This is a genomic window from Rossellomorea sp. YZS02, from assembly GCF_033963925.1.
GTDB lineage: Bacteria > Bacillota > Bacilli > Bacillales > Bacillaceae_B > Rossellomorea.
The window spans coordinates 99,981-120,913 of sequence record NZ_JAXBLY010000004.1; the positions used below are offsets into that span (position 1 = coordinate 99,981).

A 20,933-nucleotide genomic window follows, 5' to 3' on the forward strand; every position below is an offset into this window, starting at 1 on the left:
TTAACGATAAAATTTTAAGACAGGAAGGTTATTTGTTCGGAATGGGGGGATCACTGTGGCGTCAGAAATGACAATTAATCATCGAGAAAAAGCCTATGAGCTATTAAAGGCAGACGCAGAAAAGATTTTACAATTAATTAAAGTTCAAATGGATAATTTAACGATGCCCCAATGCCCTCTCTATGAGGAAGTATTGGATACCCAGATGTTCGGATTATCCCGTGAAATAGAATTTGCCGTCCGGCTGGGACTAGTGGATGATCAAGATGGAAAAGAACTGATTGATTCTTTGGAAAGACAACTTTCTGCCCTTCATGAAGCATCTACAAAAAAGTAAAATAGTCATGACAACTCAAACAATACATAGAACTGTTGTTTGAGTTTTTTTGTTAAATACGGTCAATGTCACAGAAAGAAGAAAAAGATATAAGAAAAAAAGGATTGAAATGTCATGATTAAAAAAATAGCAAAGTCCTATGATTACTCATTAATCGCTGTCTATGTTTTTTTATGTTTATTTGGCCTTGTCATGATCTATAGTGCCAGTATGGTCATGGCCGTAGAACGTTTTGGCTGGGATAGCGATCATTTTTATAAGCGGCAGATGGTCAATATCATTATAGGTTTCATTGCCTTTACCGTAGCAGCATGGTTTCCGTACAAAGCCTTTCAGGTCGGTAAGATCATCAAGAGTCTGATGGTCATCATCATTGGATTGTTACTTGCCGTCCATGTTTTCGGGTATGAAGTGAACAATGCAAAGAGCTGGATCAACTTAGGCTTCATGCCTATTCAGCCATCGGAATTTGCCAAGCTTGCCGTTATTATTTATTTAGGTTCCGTATACTCAAAGAAACAGGCATACATAGATGATTTTAATAAAGGACTTGCACCGCCTCTATTGTTTTTGGGCTTTATTTGCTTTTTGGTATTTTTAGAACCTGACTTCGGAACGGCAGCAATCATATTCGCCATCGGAGCGATCGTCATTTCCTGTTCTGGAATAAGCTATAAGACATTTTTTAAGCTTGCCGGCCTCGGAATCGGTTTTTTGATCGTATTGTCTCCTGTCATTTATCTCGCAAGGGGCTTCATTTTCACTAAAGAAAGGCTAAGCAGGATCGAAGCCTATCTGTCCCCGTTCAAATATGCCCAGGGCGAGGGGTACCATCTGGTGAATTCATACCTTGCCATCGGATCCGGCGGAGTGAAAGGCCTTGGTTTAGGGCAGAGTGTCCAAAAGCTGGGTTATTTACCCGAACCCCAAACAGATTTTATCATGGCCATCATTGCCGAAGAGCTCGGGGTATTCGGGGTAAGCTTTGTCATCCTCGGACTTTCCTATATTGTGCTCCGGGGAATCTATACCGGTGTGAAGTGTCAGGACCCCTTTGGAACGATGCTTGCCATCGGGATCTCCTGTATGATAGGAATCCAGGCTTTCATCAATCTGGGAGGGGTTTCCGGATTGATCCCGATCACAGGGGTTCCACTTCCGTTCATCAGTTACGGTGGTTCTTCCCTATTGGTGCTATCTTTGTCGATGGGTGTCCTTGTGAATGTGTCGATGTTTGTAAAATATGAAGAAAAATATAAAATAAAGAAGGAAAATGACTATCCTTCGGAGAATATGGATAATAGCAAAAAAATATATGGTGTAAAAATGTAGGTCACTTTGATAGAGTATCTAACACTCTAAGTCTAGGGTCTGCCCCCTAAGATACTTTTTAAATATCTTTCGGGACAGCCCTTTTTTAATAGACTGCATTATTGGAAAATTCAATCATGAACAGCCAAAAGGAGAGAGAGTATTGAAGAAAATTAAAAAAGTACTGGTAGCAAATCGCGGAGAAATTGCCATCCGTGTGTTCAGGGCATGTACTGAACTTAATATTCGAACCGTGGCGATATACAGCAAGGAAGACTCTGGGGCATATCACCGTTACAAAGCTGATGAAGCATACTTAGTAGGCGAAGGGAAAAAGCCTATTGATGCTTATTTAGACATAGAAGGAATCATTCGAATTGCAAAAAATGCGGGTGTCGATGCCATCCATCCCGGATATGGCTTCCTGTCCGAGAATATACATTTTGCCAGACGTTGTGAAGAAGAAGGAATCAATTTCGTTGGCCCTCATTCTGAGCATCTAAATATGTTCGGTGACAAAGTTAAGGCCCGCCATCAGGCACAAATGGCTAATATACCTGTTATACCAGGTACAGATGGACCTGTAGAGACATTGGAGGAAGTCATATCATTTGGGAAGGAACACGGTTTCCCGATCATCATTAAGGCTTCCCTAGGCGGCGGTGGACGTGGGATGCGTATCGTCCGCAATCTGGAAAGCTTAAAGGAAGCATATGAGCGAGCCAAATCAGAAGCCAAAGCGGCGTTTGGAAATGATGAGATTTACGTTGAGAAATTTGTGGAAAATCCTAAACATATTGAAGTTCAGATCCTTGGTGATCAGGATGGTAATATCGTTCACTTATACGAGCGTGATTGTTCCATTCAAAGGCGCCATCAGAAGGTAGTGGAAATTGCACCTTCTGTATCTTTAAGTGATCAACTGAGAGAGGATATCTGCGAAGCGGCAGTCCGCCTGATGGACAATGTGAAATACGTGAATGCCGGTACCGTTGAGTTCCTTGTGGCTAATAATCAGTTCTACTTCATTGAAGTTAATCCCCGTGTACAAGTGGAACATACCATTACGGAAATGGTAACAGGAGTAGACATTGTTCAATCACAATTGATGATAGCAGAAGGTCACTCTCTGCATAGTGATAAACTTGGCATTCCCCTTCAGGATGATATCAGAACGAATGGATTTGCCATTCAGTCACGCGTTACAACGGAGGATCCTTTAAATAACTTTATGCCAGATACAGGAAAAATCATGGCTTACCGGTCAGGGGGAGGGTTCGGAGTCCGTCTTGATGCAGGTAATGGGTTCCAGGGAGCGGTAATTACGCCGTATTACGATTCCCTTCTTGTCAAGCTTTCGACATGGGCACTGACATTTGAACAGGCTGCATCCAAAATGGTCAGAAACCTTCAAGAATTTAGGATCCGGGGGATCAAGACGAATATCCCATTCCTCGAGAATGTTGTGAAACATGAAAATTTCATATCCGGTCAATATGACACATCATTTATCGACACGACTCCTGAACTGTTCATATTCCCTAAACGTAAGGACAGGGGAACGAAGATGCTGTCTTATATCGGGAATGTAACCGTAAATGGTTTCCCGGGGGTAGAGAAGAAGAAAAAGCCGGTTTTTTCAAAGCCGCGAATCCCGGCCCTGGACATTAATCAGGATGTTAAGCACGGCACAAAACAAATCCTTGACCAGCACGGTGCAGATGGTCTTGTGAAATGGGTCAAAGAGCAGAACAATGTATTACTGACGGATACAACGTTCCGGGATGCTCATCAATCATTACTTGCTACGCGGGTGAGGACTAACGACCTTAAACAGATCGCGGAGCCTACATCCCAACTGCTGCCTGATATGTTCTCTTATGAAATGTGGGGCGGAGCGACTTTCGATGTAGCCTATCGGTTCCTGAAGGAAGATCCATGGAATCGATTATTGACTCTAAGAGAGCGAATTCCAAATGTATTATTCCAGATGCTTCTGAGGGCCTCCAATGCCGTAGGGTATAAAAATTATCCTGATAATGTAATCCGGGAATTCGTTGAAAAATCAGCTTTCGCAGGTATTGACGTTTTCAGGATCTTTGACAGCTTAAACTGGGTTAAAGGGATGGAAGTGGCAATTGACGCCGTAAGGCAAAGCGGAAAAATCGCCGAGGCAGCCATTTGCTATACCGGTGATATCGATGATCCGACCCGTACAAAATATAGTATTGACTATTATAAAGATCTTGCAAAAGAATTAGAAGCAAGCGGTGCCCATATCCTTGCCATTAAAGATATGGCGGGACTCTTAAAGCCACAGTCAGCATACCGGTTGATTTCGGAATTAAAAGACACAATCAGCCTGCCAATTCACCTGCACACTCATGACACCAGTGGTAATGGGATCTACACATACGCAAGAGCAGTAGAAGCGGGTGTAGACATTGTTGATACGGCCCTCGGCACTATGTCTGGTTTAACCTCTCAGCCAAGTGCCAGTACGCTGTATTATGCATTAAAAGGAACCGAAAGAGAACCGGATGTGAACATTGATTCACTGGAAACCCTGTCTCACTACTGGGAAGACGTACGTAAGTATTATACTGACTTTGAAAGTGGCATGATGTCCCCTCATTCTGAGGTATACAAGCATGAAATGCCTGGCGGTCAATACAGCAATCTTCAACAGCAGGCTAAAGCCGTTGGACTCGGTAACCGTTGGGAAGAGGTAAAAGAAATGTACGCCAGGGTGAATCACATGTTTGGCGATATCGTCAAGGTGACACCTTCCTCTAAAGTCGTGGGGGACATGGCTTTATTCATGGTTCAGAATGATTTATCCGAAGCGGATGTAATCGAAAAAGGTGAGAAGATCGATTTCCCGGATTCTGTTGTGGAATTATTCGAAGGGTATTTGGGACAACCGCATGGCGGTTTCCCGGAAGATTTACAGAAGGTGATCCTGAAAGGACGAAATCCCCTCACCGTACGTCCGGGAGAGCTGTTGGATGATGTAGACTTCACTGCCTTGAAAGAGAAGCTCTTCGAGGATCTTGAACGCCCTGTAACCAGCTTTGACGCCCTGGGATATGCCTTATATCCTAAAGTGTTCATGGAATATGCAAACACTATGGACCAATTCGGGGATATTTCCGTTCTGGATACTCCGACATTCCTATTCGGAATGAGACTCGGTGAAGAAATAGAAGTGGAAATCGAAACGGGCAAAACCCTCATTGTGAAACTGGTTTCCATAGGTCAGGCACAGGCGGATGGTACGCGGATTGTTTACTTTGAATTGAATGGACAGGCGCGTGAAGTTGTCATCAAGGATGAAAGCATCAAGTCTACTGTGGCTGCAAAGATGAAGGCAGATATGAAAAATGAAAACCATATCGGAGCTTCCATGCCAGGGACCGTCATAAGGGTCATTGCAGAAAAAGGGGAAACGGTTGAAAAGGGAGATCATCTCATGATCACAGAAGCCATGAAAATGGAAACGACCGTTCAAGCGCCTTTCGCAGGAGTGGTTAAGGACATCTATGTTCAGAATGGTGATGCCATTAGTCCAGGAGATTTATTGATTGAAGTGAATAAAGCATAAAAAAAAAGGATTCCGGGGATGACCCCTGGAATCCTTTTTTTTTATGCTTTCCGCTTGCTCCTTGAAGCAAGTAGGTTGAAGTAACATAATAACCCAAACAGACAAGCGATTATCAAGGCGTGCATTAACGCAATCGCCAGATTCAATCTTGTGAACACTACGAGTGCGCCACTCATCACTTGCAGACAAACGAGGGTGAATGCTATGATCCAGCCCCAGTAAATCACTTTCTGATGCTTATGCTCTTTGATGGCAATATAGGTAATGTATGCAATCCACAAGAAAATAAAACCTGCTGCAGCCCTATGCCCCATCTGGATCCATTCATACATATTCGTTGGCAGACCGGGGGAAGAGTTGACACATAGTGGCCAGTCCTTACACACCAAACTCGATTCAGTATGTCGTACGAGAGCTCCCGTATAAACAACAAGATAACTATAAATCGTCACACCAACCGTATGGAATCTCATTCTTTTGTCGATAACCAATGAATTTGCATCGAACTTCTGATCGACTTCAAATATCAGAAGCGTCAATAATAATATGGAAGCAAAGGAAATAAGGGAAATACCGAAATGCAGAGCAAGGACGAAATCAGATTGTCCCCATAGTACAGCTGCAGCTCCGATCAAGCCTTGTAATACCAAGAAAAAGAATGATAGTGCCGCAAGGAATTTTGTTTCACGCTTATATCCAATCGCTTTCCAGGACCATATTGATAATGCGAGAACTAATAATCCCACACCGCCGGATACAACGCGATGTGCTAACTCTATAACAAGTTCAAATGTAATATCACTTGGAATTAACTGTCCGTTACAAAGGGGCCAAGATCGCCCGCAGCCCATGCCGGATTCTGTTTTCGTTACCAGGGCACCGCCTAATAGAACAAATAACATACCCAATGTAGTTAAAACGGCAAGCCACTTTAATCCTTTGTGAACACCTTTATGCAATCTATTCACCTTCTTAATTAATAGACTCTACACACTTTCTATAAATAAATATAGTAGAAAAATATATATGCCTCTACGATATTACATAAAAGGGTTGAAAAACTCAACCGATAAAATGTTACAGAATTATGAGCATTTATCTAGGGAGAATAGAGAATAGTAATAGTAGGGAAGGACTAATTTACGTAAAAACAAAATCTGTAAGCGCTTTGACATGATTTGTGGTATGATGGGATTAAAATGTTTGTAGAAATTTGAAGAAACCTGTGTGTGTTTCTTTCTTCACAATTTCTTCACATAATTGTCTAATTCTCCCCCAAAAAGGAAAAAATATATGGTTTAATATAATATTGATAGCATATATACTATTTCTTATCTGTGAATGAATTTACAGAGGAATATAGAAATAGTTAATCATTTCCTATATAGTATAGAGGTGGAAGCAAACCTCTTTGCTTTTTATAGAGAGGAGAGAGAAAATGTCTAATAGTCGAATCATGACAGACGTTGAGAAAGCAGATGTGACAGCTTCAACTGCTTGGAAAGATTTTTTGGCACTCATTAAAATTGGGATCGTTAATTCAAATTTAATTACAACCTTTACAGGTATGTGGTTAGCTTTTTATTTTACGAATACACACTTTCTGAATTCCCTGGATATCATGTTTCTTACGTTGATAGGTTCTTCCCTTATTATTGCGGGGTCCTGCTCCATCAATAATGTGTATGATCGGGATATCGATCACTTGATGGAACGAACGAAAGAAAGACCTACCGTAACAGGTAAGATCAATGGACCAAAAGCATTGACCCTTGGGTTATTCATGATTGCAGTCGGTCTCATCATGTTATTCATGACGACCATCACTGCAGGAGTCATTGGGCTGATCGGGGTATTTAGTTATGTTGTATTATATACAATGTGGTCAAAGAGAAAATATGTGAGTAACACGATTGTAGGAAGTATCTCAGGTGCGGTTCCGCCATTAATCGGTTGGGCTGCTGTTGATGCAAACCTCGATGTGATTGCTTGGGTATTATTCCTGATGATGTTCATCTGGCAGCCTCCCCATTTCTATGCTTTGGCGATGAAGAGAGTGGAGGAATACAGGGCAGCGAATATTCCTATGCTTCCAGTAGTGAAGGGGTTCGCCACTACGAAGCATCATATCGTAGCCTGGGTTGCGGCACTATTACCACTCCCGTTCTTCTTGATGGACCTCGGGATGTTTTTCTTTGTCCTTGCAACAGCCTTTAATATTGGCTGGCTGGCACTTGGATTGGCAGGTTATAAGATGAAAGATGATATTAAGTGGTCCAAGCTTATGTTCGTTTATTCATTAAACTACTTGACTATCTTGTTCGTAGCGATGGTCATCGTTACGGTACTTTAAGATTAGTGGGAATTCTTTCTGATAAGAAATCCAAATAGATATTTTTATGGGTCCTTGTTTTATTCCAAAGTACATTACATGAAAGAGGGGTTTGATTAAGCTATGAAAGCAAGGCTATCTAAGTGGCGCTTATTCTCAATTCTAGCAATGTTAGCGCTGGTTCTTTCTGGCTGTGGAGAGCCATTTCTCTCCACATTGCAGCCAGCCGGTGAAGTTGCACAGACACAATATGATTTGATGATACTTGCAACATTAATTATGGTATTGGTCATCATTGTAGTCATCGCTGTCTATATGGTTGCGATTGTTCGTTTCCGTAGAAAGAAAGGGGATACAAAAATCCCTAAGCAAGTAGAAGGAAGTCACACACTTGAAATCGTGTGGACCGTTATTCCGATCATTCTTCTTATTATCCTGGCCGTCCCTACTGTTACAGCAACATTCGAGTTAGCGGATACAAAGGCAATGGATAAAAAGGATGCAGACGGCAATCGTGATGCATTAGTCGTGAATGTACGTGCCAACCTTTACTGGTGGGAATTCGAATATCCTGATGAAAAGATTATCACATCTCAAGATTTAGTTGTCCCAACAGATCAGAAAGTATATTTCAATGTGACAGCTTCAGATGTAAAACACTCATTCTGGATTCCTGCTGCAGGAGGAAAGATTGATACAAACGTTGATGGTGTGAATACATTCTTCCTTGAGTTTGACGGGGATAAGTCTAAAGAGGCAGGCGGATTATTCTATGGTAAATGTGCGGAGCTTTGCGGTCCTTCACATGCTTTAATGGACTTTAAAGTTAAAGCGCTTCCTAAAGAAGAATTCACAGCATGGGTTGAAGATATGAAAAATGCAGGGGAGCCGAAACCGACTTCTGATGTAGCACAACAAGGACAAGAAATCTTCAACAAAAAATGCTTAAGCTGCCATGCAGTATCACCACAGGATGGAAGACCTGAATCAGCTCGACTGGCACCAAACTTATCTAACTTCGGTGAGCGTTCCCGTATTGCCGGAATATTAGATCATAACGAAGAAGAGTTGAAAAATTGGATTTCCGACCCTGAGCAGTACAAACCAGGCAATAAGATGACAGGTACATATGGAAACCTGCAGGAAGATGAAATTGATGCACTTGCAGAGTATTTAATGGGCTTAAAGGTTCAAGATTAATTGGGGATTAGTAAAAGGGAGGTTTAATCGTGAGTAGCTATGCACAGAAAAAAGGCTTCGGCGCGACTGTATGGGACTACATGACAACAGTGGACCATAAAAAGATCGCCATCCTTTACCTAATGGCAGGAGGATTCTTCTTCCTTGTCGGTGGTTTGGAAGCTCTTATCATTCGTATACAACTTGCAGTTCCTAACAATGATTTTGTTAGTGCGGGTTTATACAACGAACTATTAACCATGCACGGTACAACGATGATATTCTTGGCTGCAATGCCACTAATATTTGCGTTCATGAATGCAGTCGTACCATTGCAGATCGGCGCTCGTGACGTTGCGTTTCCTTTCGTGAACTCATTAGGGTTCTGGTTATTCTTCTTAGGAGGGGTATTCCTGAATCTTTCATGGTTCATGGGAGGAGCACCAGATGCAGGATGGACTTCATATGCATCTCTATCCATGGCATCACCCGGTCACGGAATCGACTTCTATGTACTCGGGTTACAGATAGCCGGTGCAGGTACGCTGATAGGTGGTATCAACTTCCTTGTTACCATCATTAATATGCGTGCTCCAGGAATGACATATATGCGTATGCCATTATTCACTTGGACAGTGTTTGTTACATCTGCACTTATTCTTTTCGCGTTTCCGGCATTAACGGTAGGACTTTTCCTAATGTTATTTGATCGTATGTTCGGAGCGAATTTCTTCGATGTAGCGAATGGAGGGAATACAATTATCTGGGAGCACTTCTTCTGGATCTTTGGTCACCCTGAGGTATACATCCTAGTATTACCGGCATTCGGAATTTTCTCTGAGATCATTCCACATTTCTCTAGAAAACGCTTATTTGGTTACTCATCCATGGTATTTGCGACCGTATTGATCGGTTTCTTAGGATTCATGGTATGGGCTCACCATATGTTCACAGTAGGATTAGGACCAATCGCGAATGCTATTTTCGCTGTAGCGACTATGGCCATCGCCGTCCCAACAGGTATAAAGATCTTTAACTGGGTCCTTACCATGTGGGGAGGAAGTTTAACATTCACGACTCCGATGCTTTATGCTGTAGCTTTCATTCCTACATTCGTAGCGGGTGGGGTAACAGGAATCATGCTGGCTTCTGCAGCGGCAGATTATCAGTTCCATGATACGTATTTTGTAGTAGCCCATTTCCATTACGTTATCGTAGGTGGAGTAGTATTTGCCCTATTGGCAGGTACACACTATTACTGGCCTAAAATGTTTGGAACGATGTTAAATGACTTCTTAGGGAAGATTGCTTTCTGGTTGTTCTTTATCGGATTCCATTTGACTTTCTTCATTCAGCATTTCCTTGGACTTATGGGAATGCCTCGCCGTGTTTGGACGTTCTTGCCTGGTCAAGGATTCGAAACGGCAAACTTAGTAAGTTCCATCGGTGCCGGATTCATGGGCGTAGCCGTCATCGTTTATGTGATTAATATTATTGTCACTCAAGTTAAAGGAGTGAAGGTAGCCAATGACCCTTGGGGAGATGGACGTACCATCGAATGGGCGATCCCGTCACCACCACCATTCTACAACTTTAAGCAAACTCCGCTTATCCGTGGTCTGGACGCTTATTGGTTAGAGAAAATGGAAGGCAACAAAGGATTAACTCCTGCTGAGCCTATCGGTGATATCCATATGCCGAATAACTCCATTCTTCCTTTCTTCATCTCACTTGGATTGTTCATTGCAGCATTCGGTGCAATGTACCACGTTGATGATAAAGCATGGGCACTGCCGGTACTAGTCATCGGTATGTTGATTACATTGGGATCCATGTTCCTGCGTTCTGTATTGGACGATCATGGGTATCATGTACACAAAGAAGATTTAATGGATGACGATAAAGGGGGTAAGGCATAATGCACGCTGAAGAAAAGTTCACGCCAAAGACCTGGCCGGCCTCCCCTGAAAAGGCTACCCTTGAGGGGAAAAATAAATTTATGGGCTTCTGGTTTTTCCTTGGTGGAGAAACAGTACTTTTCGGATCTCTATTCGCAACGTACTTAGCTCTTAAAAATAAAGTTCCAAGTGACAGTCATGCACTTACAACGGATTTATTTGATTTACCGCTATCGTTTTTAGCAACGATGCTTCTTTTAACAAGCTCACTGACAAGTGTGTATGCGATGTATCATATGAAGAACTATAATTTCCAACGGATGCAGGCCTGGTTATTGATTACTGTTCTCCTCGGTGCCGGATTCCTTGGATTGGAGATTTACGAGTTTAATCATTACGTACATGAATACGGGCATACTTTTACTAGTAGTGCATTTGGTTCAGCCTTTTACACTCTTGTAGGTTTCCACGGGGGACACGTTGCTTTCGGTCTTCTATGGATTGTAAGCTTGATGCTTCGTAATGCAAAACGTGGTTTAAATCTATACAATGCTCCGAAGTTCTATTTAGCTTCACTATATTGGCACTTTATCGACGTTGTATGGGTATTTATCTTTACAGTAGTATACTTAATGGGAATGGTGGGATAAACTGATGGCGAATCAACAATCAACTTCAGGTAACCCAAGTGTAGATTACGAATACCGTCGTAAGAAGAATGCAGAAGACATGAGAATGCAGTTAACATCATTCATGTTAATGATTTTCTTAACATTGGTGGCCTTTATTGCAGTGGCAGGGGATTTTGATAAGTACTTCGTGGTACCATTCATTCTCTTACTTGCCGTCGTTCAACTGGTTTTTCAACTTTATTACTTCATGCACATGAGTCATAAAGGTCATGAAGCACCATCATTGTTCCTGTATTCCGGTGCACTTGTTGCATTTATCACAGTGTTAACATTTTTAACAATTGTATGGATCTAAAGAAAAAGTCAGCCTTTTGGCTGGCTTTTTTTCGTGCTTGTCGGGCCAACCCAGTCGGCTTCGCTTTTCATTGTCCAGCTCCGGCGGCTAGTCCCTCGAGGTCATAAGTCAAATCAACCAAAATGGCAAAGAGCGCCATTCCGGTTGATTCGACTTATGCTTGTCGGGCCTGCCCAAGCCGCCTTCGCTTTTCTAATTGTTCATGAACTTGTCATTACCTTAGATTGAAGTGGGGGAGGGTTGTCAGTATAATGGGGGTAGGTGTTAATTGTGAAATGAGGTGAGAAGATGCATTTGGCTATTTTTGGGTTTATGGCGTTATGGAGCCCTTTTTTTCTCATGACGTTGGTGTTTTTGACTGTACTCTACTTTTTGATCACGATCAAGTGGAGGGACAGTTTTAAGGATAATAGAAAATTGACGGGAAAAGAAGCGGCATTTTTTATAGTATCGATGGTTTTGCTTTATGCGATTAAAGGCTCTCCTGTAGAGGTACTTAGTGGGATATTGTTTTCTGCTCATATGACACAGATGGCATTTTTATATCTAGTCTTCACGCCATTATTGATTTTGGGTATACCAACTTGGGTTTGGAAAGCCACGATTGAACTGCCGGTTGTCAAGTCGGTATTCAGCTTTATGACAAAGCCGCTGATCTCCTTATTGTCATTCAACTTGGTTTTTTCCATCTATCATATCCCGTTAGTCTTTGATAACGTACGAACGGATGTGACTCTCCATGGATTGACCACTTTCATATTATTCCTTCTAGCGGTATTTATGTGGTGGCCATTGATCAATCCAGTGGATGAAGATATTGAATTAAGTGGATTAAAACGCATTGGTTATATATTGGGTAGTGCCGTATTATTGACACCGGCATGCGGGTTAATCATTTTTGCGGAAAATCCGATGTATGCAACGTACTATGATCCAAATGAATGGCTTAAAGCGTTGTCTCTTTGTGTACCGGTGAATACACTTGAAGGCCTGACACTGACAGGACCGGAATTATTTACTTCCATGTCAACACTTAATGATCAACAGCTTGGTGGAGTGTTGATGAAAATTGTTCAGGAAATCGTGTTTGGTGTGGTTCTTTTCAATTTATTCTTCCAGTGGTACAAAAAGGACCAGGAGCAGCAGGAGAAGCATTCCTATGAACCTGTAGCAGATTCACCCTTACAGGAGCAATGAAATGATACAGGTGTAGCCCAGGTGAAGTTATGCCTGTACATACATAGCGTTCAACTATCCGGGTTTTAAAATTAACTCATGCTAGCATTTTTTAGAAAAGAGAGGAAAAGAGATGGATTTACCTATATTACCTACAATAAGCACGAGCTTTATCGTGTTAAGTGCTGTCACTGTGGCGATAGGATGGTGGCAGATTAAACAGAGAAAGATTGAACAACATCAGAAAACGATGACACTCGCGGGAATCTTTGCCCTTATCTTTTTCGTTATTTATCTGAGCAGGACGATTTTTGTCGGAAACACATCGTTCGGTGGTCCTGACGACATAAAGCTTTATTATACGGTCTTCCTGGTCTTTCATATTACATTGGCCACGGTTGGCGCCGTATTTGGTATCCTGAGCCTATGGACAGGGTATAAAGACCAGCTTAAAAAGCATCGTAAGCTTGGCCCGATTACAAGCTTCATCTGGTTCTTCACGGCCATCACGGGTGTCGCGGTCTATATGCTTCTTTATGTTTTTTACAAGGGCGGAGAGACGACATCAGTCATCAGAGCCATTCTCGGTTATTAAACCAAAACCTATTATGTGGTTGCACATAGTAGGTTTTTTATTAGGGATATTTGCGTTCGAAGACAGATTCTCCAAGAAGATATAAAAAGGACAAATCCCAGAACCCCGGGATTTGTCCTTTTATAATTTAAAGTTGGTTTTGATGATACCTGCTTCTTTCGCTGAGTTAAACACAATGAGTAATAATGGACCTATGATGAATCCTAATACCCCAAAGAGTTTCAGGCCGAGATACATGGCGATCAGTGTAGCAAGTGGGGATAGTCCGATATGGCTTCCCATCACCTTTGGCTCGACGGTTCTCCTGATGATCAGAAGGATGGCGGCCAAAACGGCCAATTGAGTTCCGAGAGCGATGTTTCCCGTCAACAGATGGAAGATTGCCCAAGGACCCAACACGACGATTGATCCGATCAGTGGGATGAAATCAATTATCCAAATAATGATCGACATGACGATTGCCACGTCAGGAGAAATGAAAAGAAGTCCGATCAAGGATACGATAAAGATGATGATGCTTACCAGAAATTGCGCTTTAAAGAATCCGAAAATGACGTATGTAAGTCTTGACGTCATAAAGGTAACTTTTTCAGCAGTTCGTTCTGTCAAATGACCATAAATGGATCTCTTGATCCGGGGTAAGTCCAGCATGAATAGAAATAGAGCGATCAAATAGACGAGAAAGCTTACAAGATAATTCGGGATATACGATAAAAAAAGGCTGATTCTTTCAATATTGAAAGAATTAAGGATTTTCGTTTTCCCGCTGTTTAGAAAGCTTTGGACGTCTTCACTAAAGCTCTTGACGAGTTCATCGGGAAGATCTTCTGTTGCATTCAGCAATCGGTCTTCATAATCGAGCCATATATCGCTTAATTGATTAACGTATTTGGGTGCATCTTCGATAAGCTTGATTCCTTCTCCAACCACTTTAGTGGTGACGAAAAATGAGGAAACGCTAATGAGGAGCAAAAATAGAATAAAAACGGAAAGAACCGCGAACCTCCGTTTAGTTGAAAATCGTCTTTGAATAAAGCCCACAGCAGGCTCGAGAAATAGTGCGGTGATGATCGCAGTAATCAAAGTTACGGAAACCGGAAGTATAAAAAAGGCGATTAATGCTATCAGTAAGATGATCAAGGTGATCATTAATACTTTTTTAGTGAAAAACTTGGACAATTGTGTACCCCTTTCTAACAGGAACCTCTTACTTATCATTATATTAGAGTCAGAGAAGAATGAACAGTGGGAAGAAAGTGAAATTTTGAAGGTTTTGTAACCATTCTTCAAGTTTGATGGATGGTTGAGGAACATGATAAAGAGAAGACAATAAAGAAAAGACTGTCTGCAGGACAGACAGTCTAAAGCAAATTACCATGCGAAGTTCGTTGCATCTTTCTTAACATCTGCTAATAGCTTTTCACATGTAGTGACAAGATGTTTAGGGAATTCTTCACCTTCACCATATTCCACTCCATGTGGGTAGTAATGTTTACCAAGCAGAGGTGTCATTAATTGAATAACGGCGTCATGCTTCCCCACATCGCCTTCCACTGCCAGTCCCTGGATGCGTAAATAAAAGATGCCTTCTCTTATTTCGAATTTGCGATCATAAGTCACGCGCTCATAGTCCCACTGTCCTGCACGGACCAATCCATGAGATTCCATGATTTCATCTAATCGGTTTAAATCGACTTTTAAGCTTTCAAATTCAGTTGCTTCAAAACGCATAATCTTTTCCTCCTATATTGGCTTGCATGAAGAATCCTCCTCATGCTTTCCGTATGGTAGAAGCATTTATATCGGTGTATGTACATTGATACTAAATGCAGTATTTCTCATTCTTTATAATAGTGGAAAAATCTTTATCTTGCAATGTCTTGAATCATTTGAATAGGGTGATTTTTTTTAAGGTGAATATCTTCTTACAGAAAGTATAAAAATAGAAGAGCAAATGTTCATGTGTAGGAGGATGATGAATTTGAGTAAAATCAAGGATATAATGACCAAAGAAGTTGAAACCTGTACGTTACTCGATAATGTGTTTGAAGTTGCTCTTAAAATGAAAGAACACAATATTGGATCCATTCCCATCGTGGATGGAGAGAAAATCGTGGGAGTGATGACCGACAGGGATATCGTCCTCAGGTGCATTGCAGAAAAGCATCCGGCTTCCTCAAAGGTGGAAGATAATATGAGCACACATTTAATTGTTGCAGGACCTGAGACATCAGCAGATGAAGCTGCACACATCATGGCTGAAAATCAGATCAGGAGGCTTCCCGTCGTTGAAGGGGAACGATTAGTGGGAATGATTTCTCTTGGTGATCTGGCCATTAGGGAATCGTTAGGGAAACAGGCATATGTGGCATTAGAGAATATTTCTGAGTCCAACTTCAGGAATAAGCCATTTTAACTGCGGGGGTGGTCATGTTATAAACATGGTCATCCCTTTAATCGTTTACAAGAAAGGATTGAAGAGTGCGCAGTTTTAGAACGATGGGAAATATGCTATTCTTGATTGTAGATATTTCGAACTTCAACTTTAATGGTATACTGTTCCTAGGAGCGACAGCATATAACGTAAAGAGAAAGTAGAGAGGAGGGAAAATTCTGAGAACGGTTTTACGTATTTTGATCATTCTTGTCATTATTTTAATTATTGGTATTTATCAGGGTCAAAAGCAGGAAAACGAACCATTAAAAGGTCCAGAAACCCAAACTCTAAAGGAAAACAAAGACAATCAGCTGAATCAAACGATCGAGACACCAGGGGAAAGACCATCATCAGGCTTATCTGTATGGATAGGCAAGGACACGAAAAAAGTAAAAGAAGCATTCGGTGAACCTGAAAGAGTAGAGCCGAGTTCCTATGGGTATGAATGGTGGGTGTATCCGATTTCAAATAAACAATACATACAAATGGGCGTTGTCAATCATAAAGTAGTCACCCTCTATGCAATCGGAAACCAGGTAGATGTTGCCCCCTACAAGCTTGGTCAGCGTTTGGAGGACATCTACCGTTTTACAATCGTCGATTCTGAAATCGTGGTGAACGATGAGTCAGGTTCCTATCAATTTGAATTGAACGAAGAAGACCTGAACACACGTCTGCTCGTCCCACTTGGAAATATTTATGCTCAGCTTTATCTGGATAAATTCACTGGCAGGCTGACGAGCATCCGCTTTCTGGACAGTCCGACATTGATTGAGATGCATCCTTATGAAATGATGTATCGTGGTGAACTGGCGGAGGAAATGGAACCGAGTGAAGATGAATGGGATAAAGTTAACGCTGCCAGTGAACAGCAGATTTTTGAAATTACAAATGTTATCAGGAATCAGTTTGAACAAGGTACCCTTCTGTGGGATGAGGAAACGGCCAAGGTAGCGAGAGGACACAGCAAAGAGATGTATGACGAAGATTATTTCTCACATGATTCACCCACCCTGGGTGATCTGACGCATCGCCTGGAAGAGAAAGATGTGCGGTTTAAGGCAGCAGGAGAAAATATTGCCTCGCAATATACTGATGCCCCTGAAGCTGTGCACGGATGGCTCAATTCAGAAGGCCACCGTAAAATCTTGTTGGAGCAAAATTTTACGCATCTAGGTGTAGGAGTATACAAAAGGTTTTATACCCAGAATTTTATTGAGAAAGTCGAAGACGAAGATTAAAATAGGTGGGTTCCCAAGTTTGACATGGGAACCCACCTATTCTTTTTTTTATACTTTTTCCTGCTGCTTTTTAAAGATAAAAAAGGAACCAGTCGAGTGTGCCACGATTTTTCCTTCTGAACTGACAACTTTTCCGTCCACTACAATGGTTTTGCTTCCTTGATGAACGATTGTCGCATGGGCAGATAGTCGTTCTCCTACACCAGGTGCCAGGTAATGCACGTTTAAGTTCGTTGTGACAGCACCATATCCTTCAGGAAGCATCATATTCGCCAAGGTTCCCATAGCCGTATCAACTAAAGTGGCCGTCACACCTCCATGAACAATCTCCAATGAATTATATGTAACCGGTGTGATCGGGATGCTTATCTCGAGGTTTCCGGCTTCCATTTCCCTATCCATAGCGAAAATCCCGCCGATGATTGATTCATTTTCGTTATTTTGTTTTCGTTGCACGCCTTCTAGGAGCTGTTTAATGATTAGGAGATCTTCATCAGAAGCTCTTAAAAGGCATTCATTGAATAAATTTTCTACTTGTTCTTTCATGATCATACATCCTTTTTAAGTATTCACGGGGCAATGGTGACTGTTAAGTAAATAAATGCCCAATATACATGTAAATATTACTACAAAAAGGAATGTATCACCATTCTTTTCATTTCTTCATAAAGTGTAATAGGTAGATGCCTGTAATGGAGGTGTTCATAGATGGGTAAATCATTACACCCTAAAGTCAAAGAATTTAAAGGATTTGTGAAAAGGCACCCGAAAATCGTTAAAGATGTCCGGAACGGCGATGCTAATTGGCAAGATCTATTTGAAGACTGGTATTTGCTTGGGGAAGATGACACAAGATGGGATAAGTATAAGAGTGAAGCGGAAAAAGAAAATGAAAGGCCATCTACAAATGCGGAAAGCAAAGGGGGATGGATGGACCAAGTGGGAGAAATGGTGAAGAAAATGGACGCCAATCAGCTGCAGCAACATATTAACAGCTTGAGTGAAGCACTTGGGACGGTTCAGGGTGTGCTCAGTCAATTCCAATCAAGTAACAGCAGGGGATCAGGAACAGCGACTAAATCAGAAGCCCCCGCCAAACCTTCACACCCATTCTCCTTCAGAAAAGATTAGGAGGTAAACGAAGATGAGGCCTGACATCATTGAATATATTTATGCTAAAGAAGATCTGAAGTTATTCTTGAGGGATCAACCCATGTGGTACCGCACACTTTCCCGAAATCCAAATGAATTAGAGAAGTTCGAGATTGCGTCTATTAATCATTTCCAAAAAACGATTCCACACCGCGTTCAAAAATTCTCTAATGGAGTCCAAATGGCTTCCATGATGATCAGTATGTTTCAATCAATGAATAGTGCCGATGCTTAAGGTACTATTTTTTTTGCCGTAAAGCAGTAAAAGCGGACCTTTCATTATTTTGAGTAAAAAAGGAAGCGGTTGGGCAAGGCTAAAGGTAAGGAGTGGTGTAGACAATGAAAAAAATCATTTTTACCGTCGGATTGGTAATTATATTAAGCGGCTGTAAGGAAAAAATGCCTGAACCGGAAAGTTTCTCTTTCACACAGAAAGTTGAAGCTGCCAATCCTGAGCAAAAGGCCCTGTCCGTTAAACATATGGTCCAAGGAAATCAGGTGTATATAGAATGTATCGTGCCGGGTGTTACCTTTACTGCAGATAAAAAAGGTGCAAAAAAAGGGAAAATTGTCGTCCGTTCTACTGCGGGGAATTTGTATAAAGAATACCATACGGCTGCCTTTGTCGTTAAAGGGTTACCAAAAGGTGTGCATCTTCTCAATATTGAAATTGTAGGAAAGAATAACAAATCATTGGGAATGAAAGAGCAGTTCTATGTAACGATTCAATAAAATGCGTATTTCCTCAAATTCCTGGGTACAGGCAAATGGGGTAGGAAATAAAAAAATGAGTAAGCCTATTCGCTTCCATCCGTTAAACATGTTAAAATACTGTTACGGAGGTGGGCATTATGCTTGCTACTATAGAAAGAATGGAAATATTGGATTCAGCTGACGAATTATCTCAGTGGATATTAGAGTCTGATGTGGCAGAAAATTATCGTAAGTCTTTATATAAACTGCGTAATAACTCTGAAACTCAACGGAAGGTACAAACCTTTTCCCGCATGAAAGAGAGTTACGAAGAAGTCCAGAGATTTGGCCGTTATCATCCTGATTACAAATCGATCATGAAAGAAATCAGGGAAGTAAAAAGAGAAATGGATCTTGATGATAATGTGGCGGAATTCCGCAGAGCTGAAAATGAGTTACAAGATCTCCTTGATCAAGTAAGCTTGTTAATTGGCCATTCTGTATCTAAAAATGTAAAGGTCCCTTCAGGTAATCCTTTCTTCAGCGGAGGAGGATCTTGTGGGGGAGGATGCGGTTCAGGCGGAAGCTGTGGCTGTTCAGCGTAAACCATATAAAAAGAGCGGACATGCGTGTCTGCTCTTTTTCATGTTTTAGCATGAAGAAACTACTGCTTTAATCGAACACAATCCACGCAGAGATTTCCGCAGCAGAACATTTTTTCCTGGGGAACATAGAATCGGTGCCGATAGACATATAATGATTCTTTTTCTCTGAAGAAAATGGTATCAGAATGCAGTCTCTTTCCCCTCATGGCCTTAGCCGACCATTTTTTAATGGAGTACTCAATATCACTTTTCCCTTTATTGGAATGGACATAGATGAAGGGGATTCCAGCGCTCCGTTTAACATAAGCCCCATCAATCCCGTCCTCCTCATTCAGGTGTTCAATGAAAAAGTCCCATATCACATTCAAGTCCATGGTGGCCCTCCGTTCTTTACTTCATTAGGTAGTATTCACTGTAAGCTCTATTTAATGAAAGTTCATACCATTACGTATTGCTTACCCCTGCATGATTATGCTAGACTTATAAAAAAGTGATTCCTAGAGGGGAAACTATATGTTAACAGAAAGACAAGGTTTAGTGGTTTGGTTACATAGTTTGAAGCATGCCAAGTCCCTAAGGCGATTCGGAAATGTCCACTATGTATCCAAGAAAATGAAATATGTTGTGCTGTATTGTAATCAGGATGAAATTGACTCTGTGATGGAGAGAATATCTACGTATTCTTATGTGAAAAAAGTAGATCCTTCCTTTAAGCCATTTATCAAGTCCGTTTTTGAAAATTCCCGACCGGATAAAGCGAAGGAATATGATTACAAAATGGGATTTTAGTGATTGCTGCCAAAGACAAATGTTTGGCAGCTTTTTTCATTGGTGAAGGGCAATTCACATCTACTGTAACGGCAGGATATAATGATTTAATCGCAGAATCGCAATAAGGTGTTGATAATACAATACGTTTTCCGGAAAAAGAGTCGAGGGCTTCACATCCATCTGGATAATAACTTTATCAAGCGAAGCGGCGGTTTCCTCGAATAAAGAGTAGCGCTGGTTTGGTTTAATATGAGGGTTTGGTATCCCTTCTCTACATATATAAATCGCTTGGAATTTCCCTTCCTCTGTAGGTTTCATCGCAAGAGCGATAGAGGTTACCTCACGGTTATTCACAACGGTATGGAAAGCGAGCATATGCTGTAAACGCTCTTTATTCGCTTTTGCAAGCTCCAAAAGCTCATAAATATCTGAATAGCCTTCTCCTAATTCAATAAATCGTTGAATCATTATCTCATTCCCCTTTTCTTCCCTGGTTAATCAATTTCTTATTATTTCAGACATCCAGTCATAAGTAAAGATGTGTATTTCACTTATAGAATTCATAAATTTGTAGCACCATTTTCCATTCATATCTGCTATTCTTTAAGTAGCTTA

At 41.3% G+C, this 20,933-nt stretch carries 23 protein-coding genes; 17 read left to right on the top strand and 6 right to left on the bottom strand.

The features are described 5' to 3' along the window. The first annotated feature begins 55 nt into the window (after window positions 1–55). The 3 genes from SLH55_RS05735 (at window position 56) to pyc (ending at window position 5,252) form a co-directional block, all read left to right on the top strand. The gene (locus tag SLH55_RS05735) at window positions 56–337 is read left to right on the top strand and encodes a YlaN family protein (RefSeq protein ID WP_113968349.1); all 282 of its coding nucleotides are present in this window, start codon (window positions 56–58) and stop codon (window positions 335–337) included. A gap of 114 nt (window positions 338–451) precedes the next feature. Next, the gene (locus tag SLH55_RS05740; RefSeq protein ID WP_219169103.1) at window positions 452–1,669 is read left to right on the top strand and encodes an FtsW/RodA/SpoVE family cell cycle protein; all 1,218 of its coding nucleotides are present in this window, start codon (window positions 452–454) and stop codon (window positions 1,667–1,669) included. A gap of 142 nt (window positions 1,670–1,811) precedes the next feature. Beyond that, window positions 1,812–5,252: a pyruvate carboxylase gene (pyc, locus tag SLH55_RS05745; protein WP_320322907.1), complete on the top strand. Its 3,441-nt coding sequence runs from the start codon at window positions 1,812–1,814 to the stop codon at window positions 5,250–5,252. 41 nt (window positions 5,253–5,293) lie between these two features. Here the strand turns inward: pyc and SLH55_RS05750 are convergent, their stop codons facing one another. Continuing rightward, on the bottom strand, window positions 5,294–6,211 hold the full coding sequence (locus tag SLH55_RS05750) for a COX15/CtaA family protein (RefSeq protein WP_374939777.1): 918 nt from the start codon (window positions 6,209–6,211) through the stop codon (window positions 5,294–5,296). Window positions 6,212–6,690: 479 nt separating this feature from the next. Here SLH55_RS05750 and cyoE point away from each other — a divergent pair, with 479 nt between their 5' ends. From cyoE to SLH55_RS05785, 7 genes are all read left to right on the top strand, one after another. Next, window positions 6,691–7,605: a heme o synthase gene (gene cyoE / locus SLH55_RS05755; protein ID WP_320322908.1), complete on the top strand. Its 915-nt coding sequence runs from the start codon at window positions 6,691–6,693 to the stop codon at window positions 7,603–7,605. Window positions 7,606–7,707: 102 nt separating this feature from the next. Next, window positions 7,708–8,784 carry a cytochrome c oxidase subunit II gene (gene coxB / locus SLH55_RS05760; RefSeq protein ID WP_219169097.1) on the top strand — a complete coding sequence of 359 codons (1,077 nt, stop codon included), beginning with the start codon at window positions 7,708–7,710 and terminating at the stop codon, window positions 8,782–8,784. A 29-nt stretch (window positions 8,785–8,813) separates the two neighbouring features. Further along, window positions 8,814–10,682: a cytochrome c oxidase subunit I gene (ctaD, locus tag SLH55_RS05765; protein WP_226674365.1), complete on the top strand. Its 1,869-nt coding sequence runs from the start codon at window positions 8,814–8,816 to the stop codon at window positions 10,680–10,682. Continuing rightward, window positions 10,682–11,311 (top strand): cytochrome (ubi)quinol oxidase subunit III, encoded by a 630-nt coding sequence (locus SLH55_RS05770; RefSeq protein ID WP_219169095.1) that lies wholly within the window; start codon window positions 10,682–10,684, stop codon window positions 11,309–11,311. Before ctaD ends, SLH55_RS05770 begins: the two co-directional genes overlap by 1 nt. A 4-nt stretch (window positions 11,312–11,315) precedes the next feature. Beyond that, on the top strand, window positions 11,316–11,648 hold the full coding sequence (gene ctaF / locus SLH55_RS05775) for a cytochrome c oxidase subunit IVB (protein ID WP_159361829.1): 333 nt from the start codon (window positions 11,316–11,318) through the stop codon (window positions 11,646–11,648). Between the two features lie 288 nt (window positions 11,649–11,936). Further along, a complete protein-coding gene (ctaG, locus tag SLH55_RS05780) occupies window positions 11,937–12,845 on the top strand; it encodes a cytochrome c oxidase assembly factor CtaG (RefSeq protein ID WP_219169093.1) in 909 nt (302 codons plus the stop codon). 112 nt (window positions 12,846–12,957) lie between these two features. Continuing rightward, on the top strand, window positions 12,958–13,419 hold the full coding sequence (locus tag SLH55_RS05785; RefSeq protein ID WP_219169091.1) for a DUF420 domain-containing protein: 462 nt from the start codon (window positions 12,958–12,960) through the stop codon (window positions 13,417–13,419). 120 nt (window positions 13,420–13,539) lie between these two features. On the opposite strand, the gene ytvI is transcribed toward SLH55_RS05785, so the two are convergent. Continuing rightward, the gene (gene ytvI / locus SLH55_RS05790; RefSeq protein ID WP_219169089.1) at window positions 13,540–14,598 is read right to left on the bottom strand and encodes a sporulation integral membrane protein YtvI; all 1,059 of its coding nucleotides are present in this window, start codon (window positions 14,596–14,598) and stop codon (window positions 13,540–13,542) included. 192 nt (window positions 14,599–14,790) lie between these two features. Continuing rightward, a complete protein-coding gene (locus SLH55_RS05795; RefSeq protein WP_219169088.1) occupies window positions 14,791–15,150 on the bottom strand; it encodes a YugN family protein in 360 nt (119 codons plus the stop codon). Window positions 15,151–15,400: 250 nt separating this feature from the next. On the opposite strand from SLH55_RS05795, the gene SLH55_RS05800 reads away from it, so the two are divergent. After that, on the top strand, window positions 15,401–15,835 hold the full coding sequence (locus SLH55_RS05800; protein ID WP_320322909.1) for a CBS domain-containing protein: 435 nt from the start codon (window positions 15,401–15,403) through the stop codon (window positions 15,833–15,835). A 218-nt stretch (window positions 15,836–16,053) separates the two neighbouring features. Continuing rightward, on the top strand, window positions 16,054–17,097 hold the full coding sequence (locus SLH55_RS05805) for a CAP domain-containing protein (RefSeq protein ID WP_257475126.1): 1,044 nt from the start codon (window positions 16,054–16,056) through the stop codon (window positions 17,095–17,097). A gap of 48 nt (window positions 17,098–17,145) precedes the next feature. Here SLH55_RS05805 and SLH55_RS05810 read toward each other — a convergent pair whose 3' ends face one another. Then, window positions 17,146–17,643, bottom strand: a complete 498-nt coding sequence (locus tag SLH55_RS05810) for a PaaI family thioesterase (protein ID WP_219169083.1) — start codon at window positions 17,641–17,643, stop codon at window positions 17,146–17,148. Window positions 17,644–17,805: 162 nt separating this feature from the next. On the opposite strand from SLH55_RS05810, the gene SLH55_RS05815 reads away from it, so the two are divergent. The 4 genes from SLH55_RS05815 to SLH55_RS05830 all read left to right on the top strand — a co-directional run bounded on the left by SLH55_RS05815 (window position 17,806) and on the right by SLH55_RS05830 (window position 19,547). Beyond that, window positions 17,806–18,228: a YlbD family protein gene (locus tag SLH55_RS05815; RefSeq protein ID WP_219169081.1), complete on the top strand. Its 423-nt coding sequence runs from the start codon at window positions 17,806–17,808 to the stop codon at window positions 18,226–18,228. A gap of 13 nt (window positions 18,229–18,241) precedes the next feature. Further along, a complete protein-coding gene (locus SLH55_RS05820; RefSeq protein WP_219169079.1) occupies window positions 18,242–18,484 on the top strand; it encodes a YlbE-like family protein in 243 nt (80 codons plus the stop codon). 104 nt (window positions 18,485–18,588) lie between these two features. Continuing rightward, on the top strand, window positions 18,589–18,981 hold the full coding sequence (locus SLH55_RS05825; RefSeq protein ID WP_219169078.1) for a lipoprotein: 393 nt from the start codon (window positions 18,589–18,591) through the stop codon (window positions 18,979–18,981). A 119-nt stretch (window positions 18,982–19,100) separates the two neighbouring features. After that, window positions 19,101–19,547, top strand: coding sequence for a YlbF family regulator (locus SLH55_RS05830; RefSeq protein WP_219169077.1), 447 nt, complete (start codon window positions 19,101–19,103; stop codon window positions 19,545–19,547). 59 nt (window positions 19,548–19,606) lie between these two features. On the opposite strand, the gene SLH55_RS05835 is transcribed toward SLH55_RS05830, so the two are convergent. Beyond that, window positions 19,607–19,921 carry a hypothetical protein gene (locus SLH55_RS05835; protein WP_219169075.1) on the bottom strand — a complete coding sequence of 105 codons (315 nt, stop codon included), beginning with the start codon at window positions 19,919–19,921 and terminating at the stop codon, window positions 19,607–19,609. Window positions 19,922–20,060: 139 nt separating this feature from the next. Here SLH55_RS05835 and SLH55_RS05840 point away from each other — a divergent pair, with 139 nt between their 5' ends. Then, window positions 20,061–20,336 carry a YlbG family protein gene (locus tag SLH55_RS05840; protein WP_044337505.1) on the top strand — a complete coding sequence of 92 codons (276 nt, stop codon included), beginning with the start codon at window positions 20,061–20,063 and terminating at the stop codon, window positions 20,334–20,336. A 60-nt stretch (window positions 20,337–20,396) separates the two neighbouring features. On the opposite strand, the gene SLH55_RS05845 is transcribed toward SLH55_RS05840, so the two are convergent. Then, entirely contained in the window at window positions 20,397–20,786 is a 390-nt protein-coding gene (locus SLH55_RS05845; protein ID WP_219169073.1) for a methylthioribose kinase, read from the bottom strand. Window positions 20,787–20,933: the final 147 nt, after the last annotated feature.

Excerpts from the sequence above, each read along its gene's own strand:
- SLH55_RS05795 (WP_219169088.1), bottom strand. The coding sequence starts at position 15,150 with ATGCGTTTTGAAGCAACTGAATTTGAAAGCTTAAAAGTCGATTTAAAC.
- ctaF (WP_159361829.1), top strand. The coding sequence starts at position 11,316 with ATGGCGAATCAACAATCAACTTCAGGTAACCCAAGTGTAGATTACGAA.
- SLH55_RS05810 (WP_219169083.1), bottom strand. The coding sequence starts at position 17,643 with ATGAAAGAACAAGTAGAAAATTTATTCAATGAATGCCTTTTAAGAGCT.
- SLH55_RS05845 (WP_219169073.1), bottom strand. The coding sequence starts at position 20,786 with ATGATTCAACGATTTATTGAATTAGGAGAAGGCTATTCAGATATTTAT.
- SLH55_RS05785 (WP_219169091.1), top strand. The coding sequence starts at position 12,958 with ATGGATTTACCTATATTACCTACAATAAGCACGAGCTTTATCGTGTTA.
- SLH55_RS05825 (WP_219169078.1), top strand. The coding sequence starts at position 18,589 with ATGAAAAAAATCATTTTTACCGTCGGATTGGTAATTATATTAAGCGGC.
- coxB (WP_219169097.1), top strand. The coding sequence starts at position 7,708 with ATGAAAGCAAGGCTATCTAAGTGGCGCTTATTCTCAATTCTAGCAATG.
- SLH55_RS05820 (WP_219169079.1), top strand. The coding sequence starts at position 18,242 with ATGAGGCCTGACATCATTGAATATATTTATGCTAAAGAAGATCTGAAG.
- SLH55_RS05740 (WP_219169103.1), top strand. The coding sequence starts at position 452 with ATGATTAAAAAAATAGCAAAGTCCTATGATTACTCATTAATCGCTGTC.
- ctaG (WP_219169093.1), top strand. The coding sequence starts at position 11,937 with ATGCATTTGGCTATTTTTGGGTTTATGGCGTTATGGAGCCCTTTTTTT.
- SLH55_RS05830 (WP_219169077.1), top strand. The coding sequence starts at position 19,101 with ATGCTTGCTACTATAGAAAGAATGGAAATATTGGATTCAGCTGACGAA.
- cyoE (WP_320322908.1), top strand. The coding sequence starts at position 6,691 with ATGTCTAATAGTCGAATCATGACAGACGTTGAGAAAGCAGATGTGACA.
- SLH55_RS05840 (WP_044337505.1), top strand. The coding sequence starts at position 20,061 with ATGTTAACAGAAAGACAAGGTTTAGTGGTTTGGTTACATAGTTTGAAG.
- SLH55_RS05835 (WP_219169075.1), bottom strand. The coding sequence starts at position 19,921 with ATGGACTTGAATGTGATATGGGACTTTTTCATTGAACACCTGAATGAG.
- SLH55_RS05815 (WP_219169081.1), top strand. The coding sequence starts at position 17,806 with ATGGGTAAATCATTACACCCTAAAGTCAAAGAATTTAAAGGATTTGTG.
- SLH55_RS05770 (WP_219169095.1), top strand. The coding sequence starts at position 10,682 with ATGCACGCTGAAGAAAAGTTCACGCCAAAGACCTGGCCGGCCTCCCCT.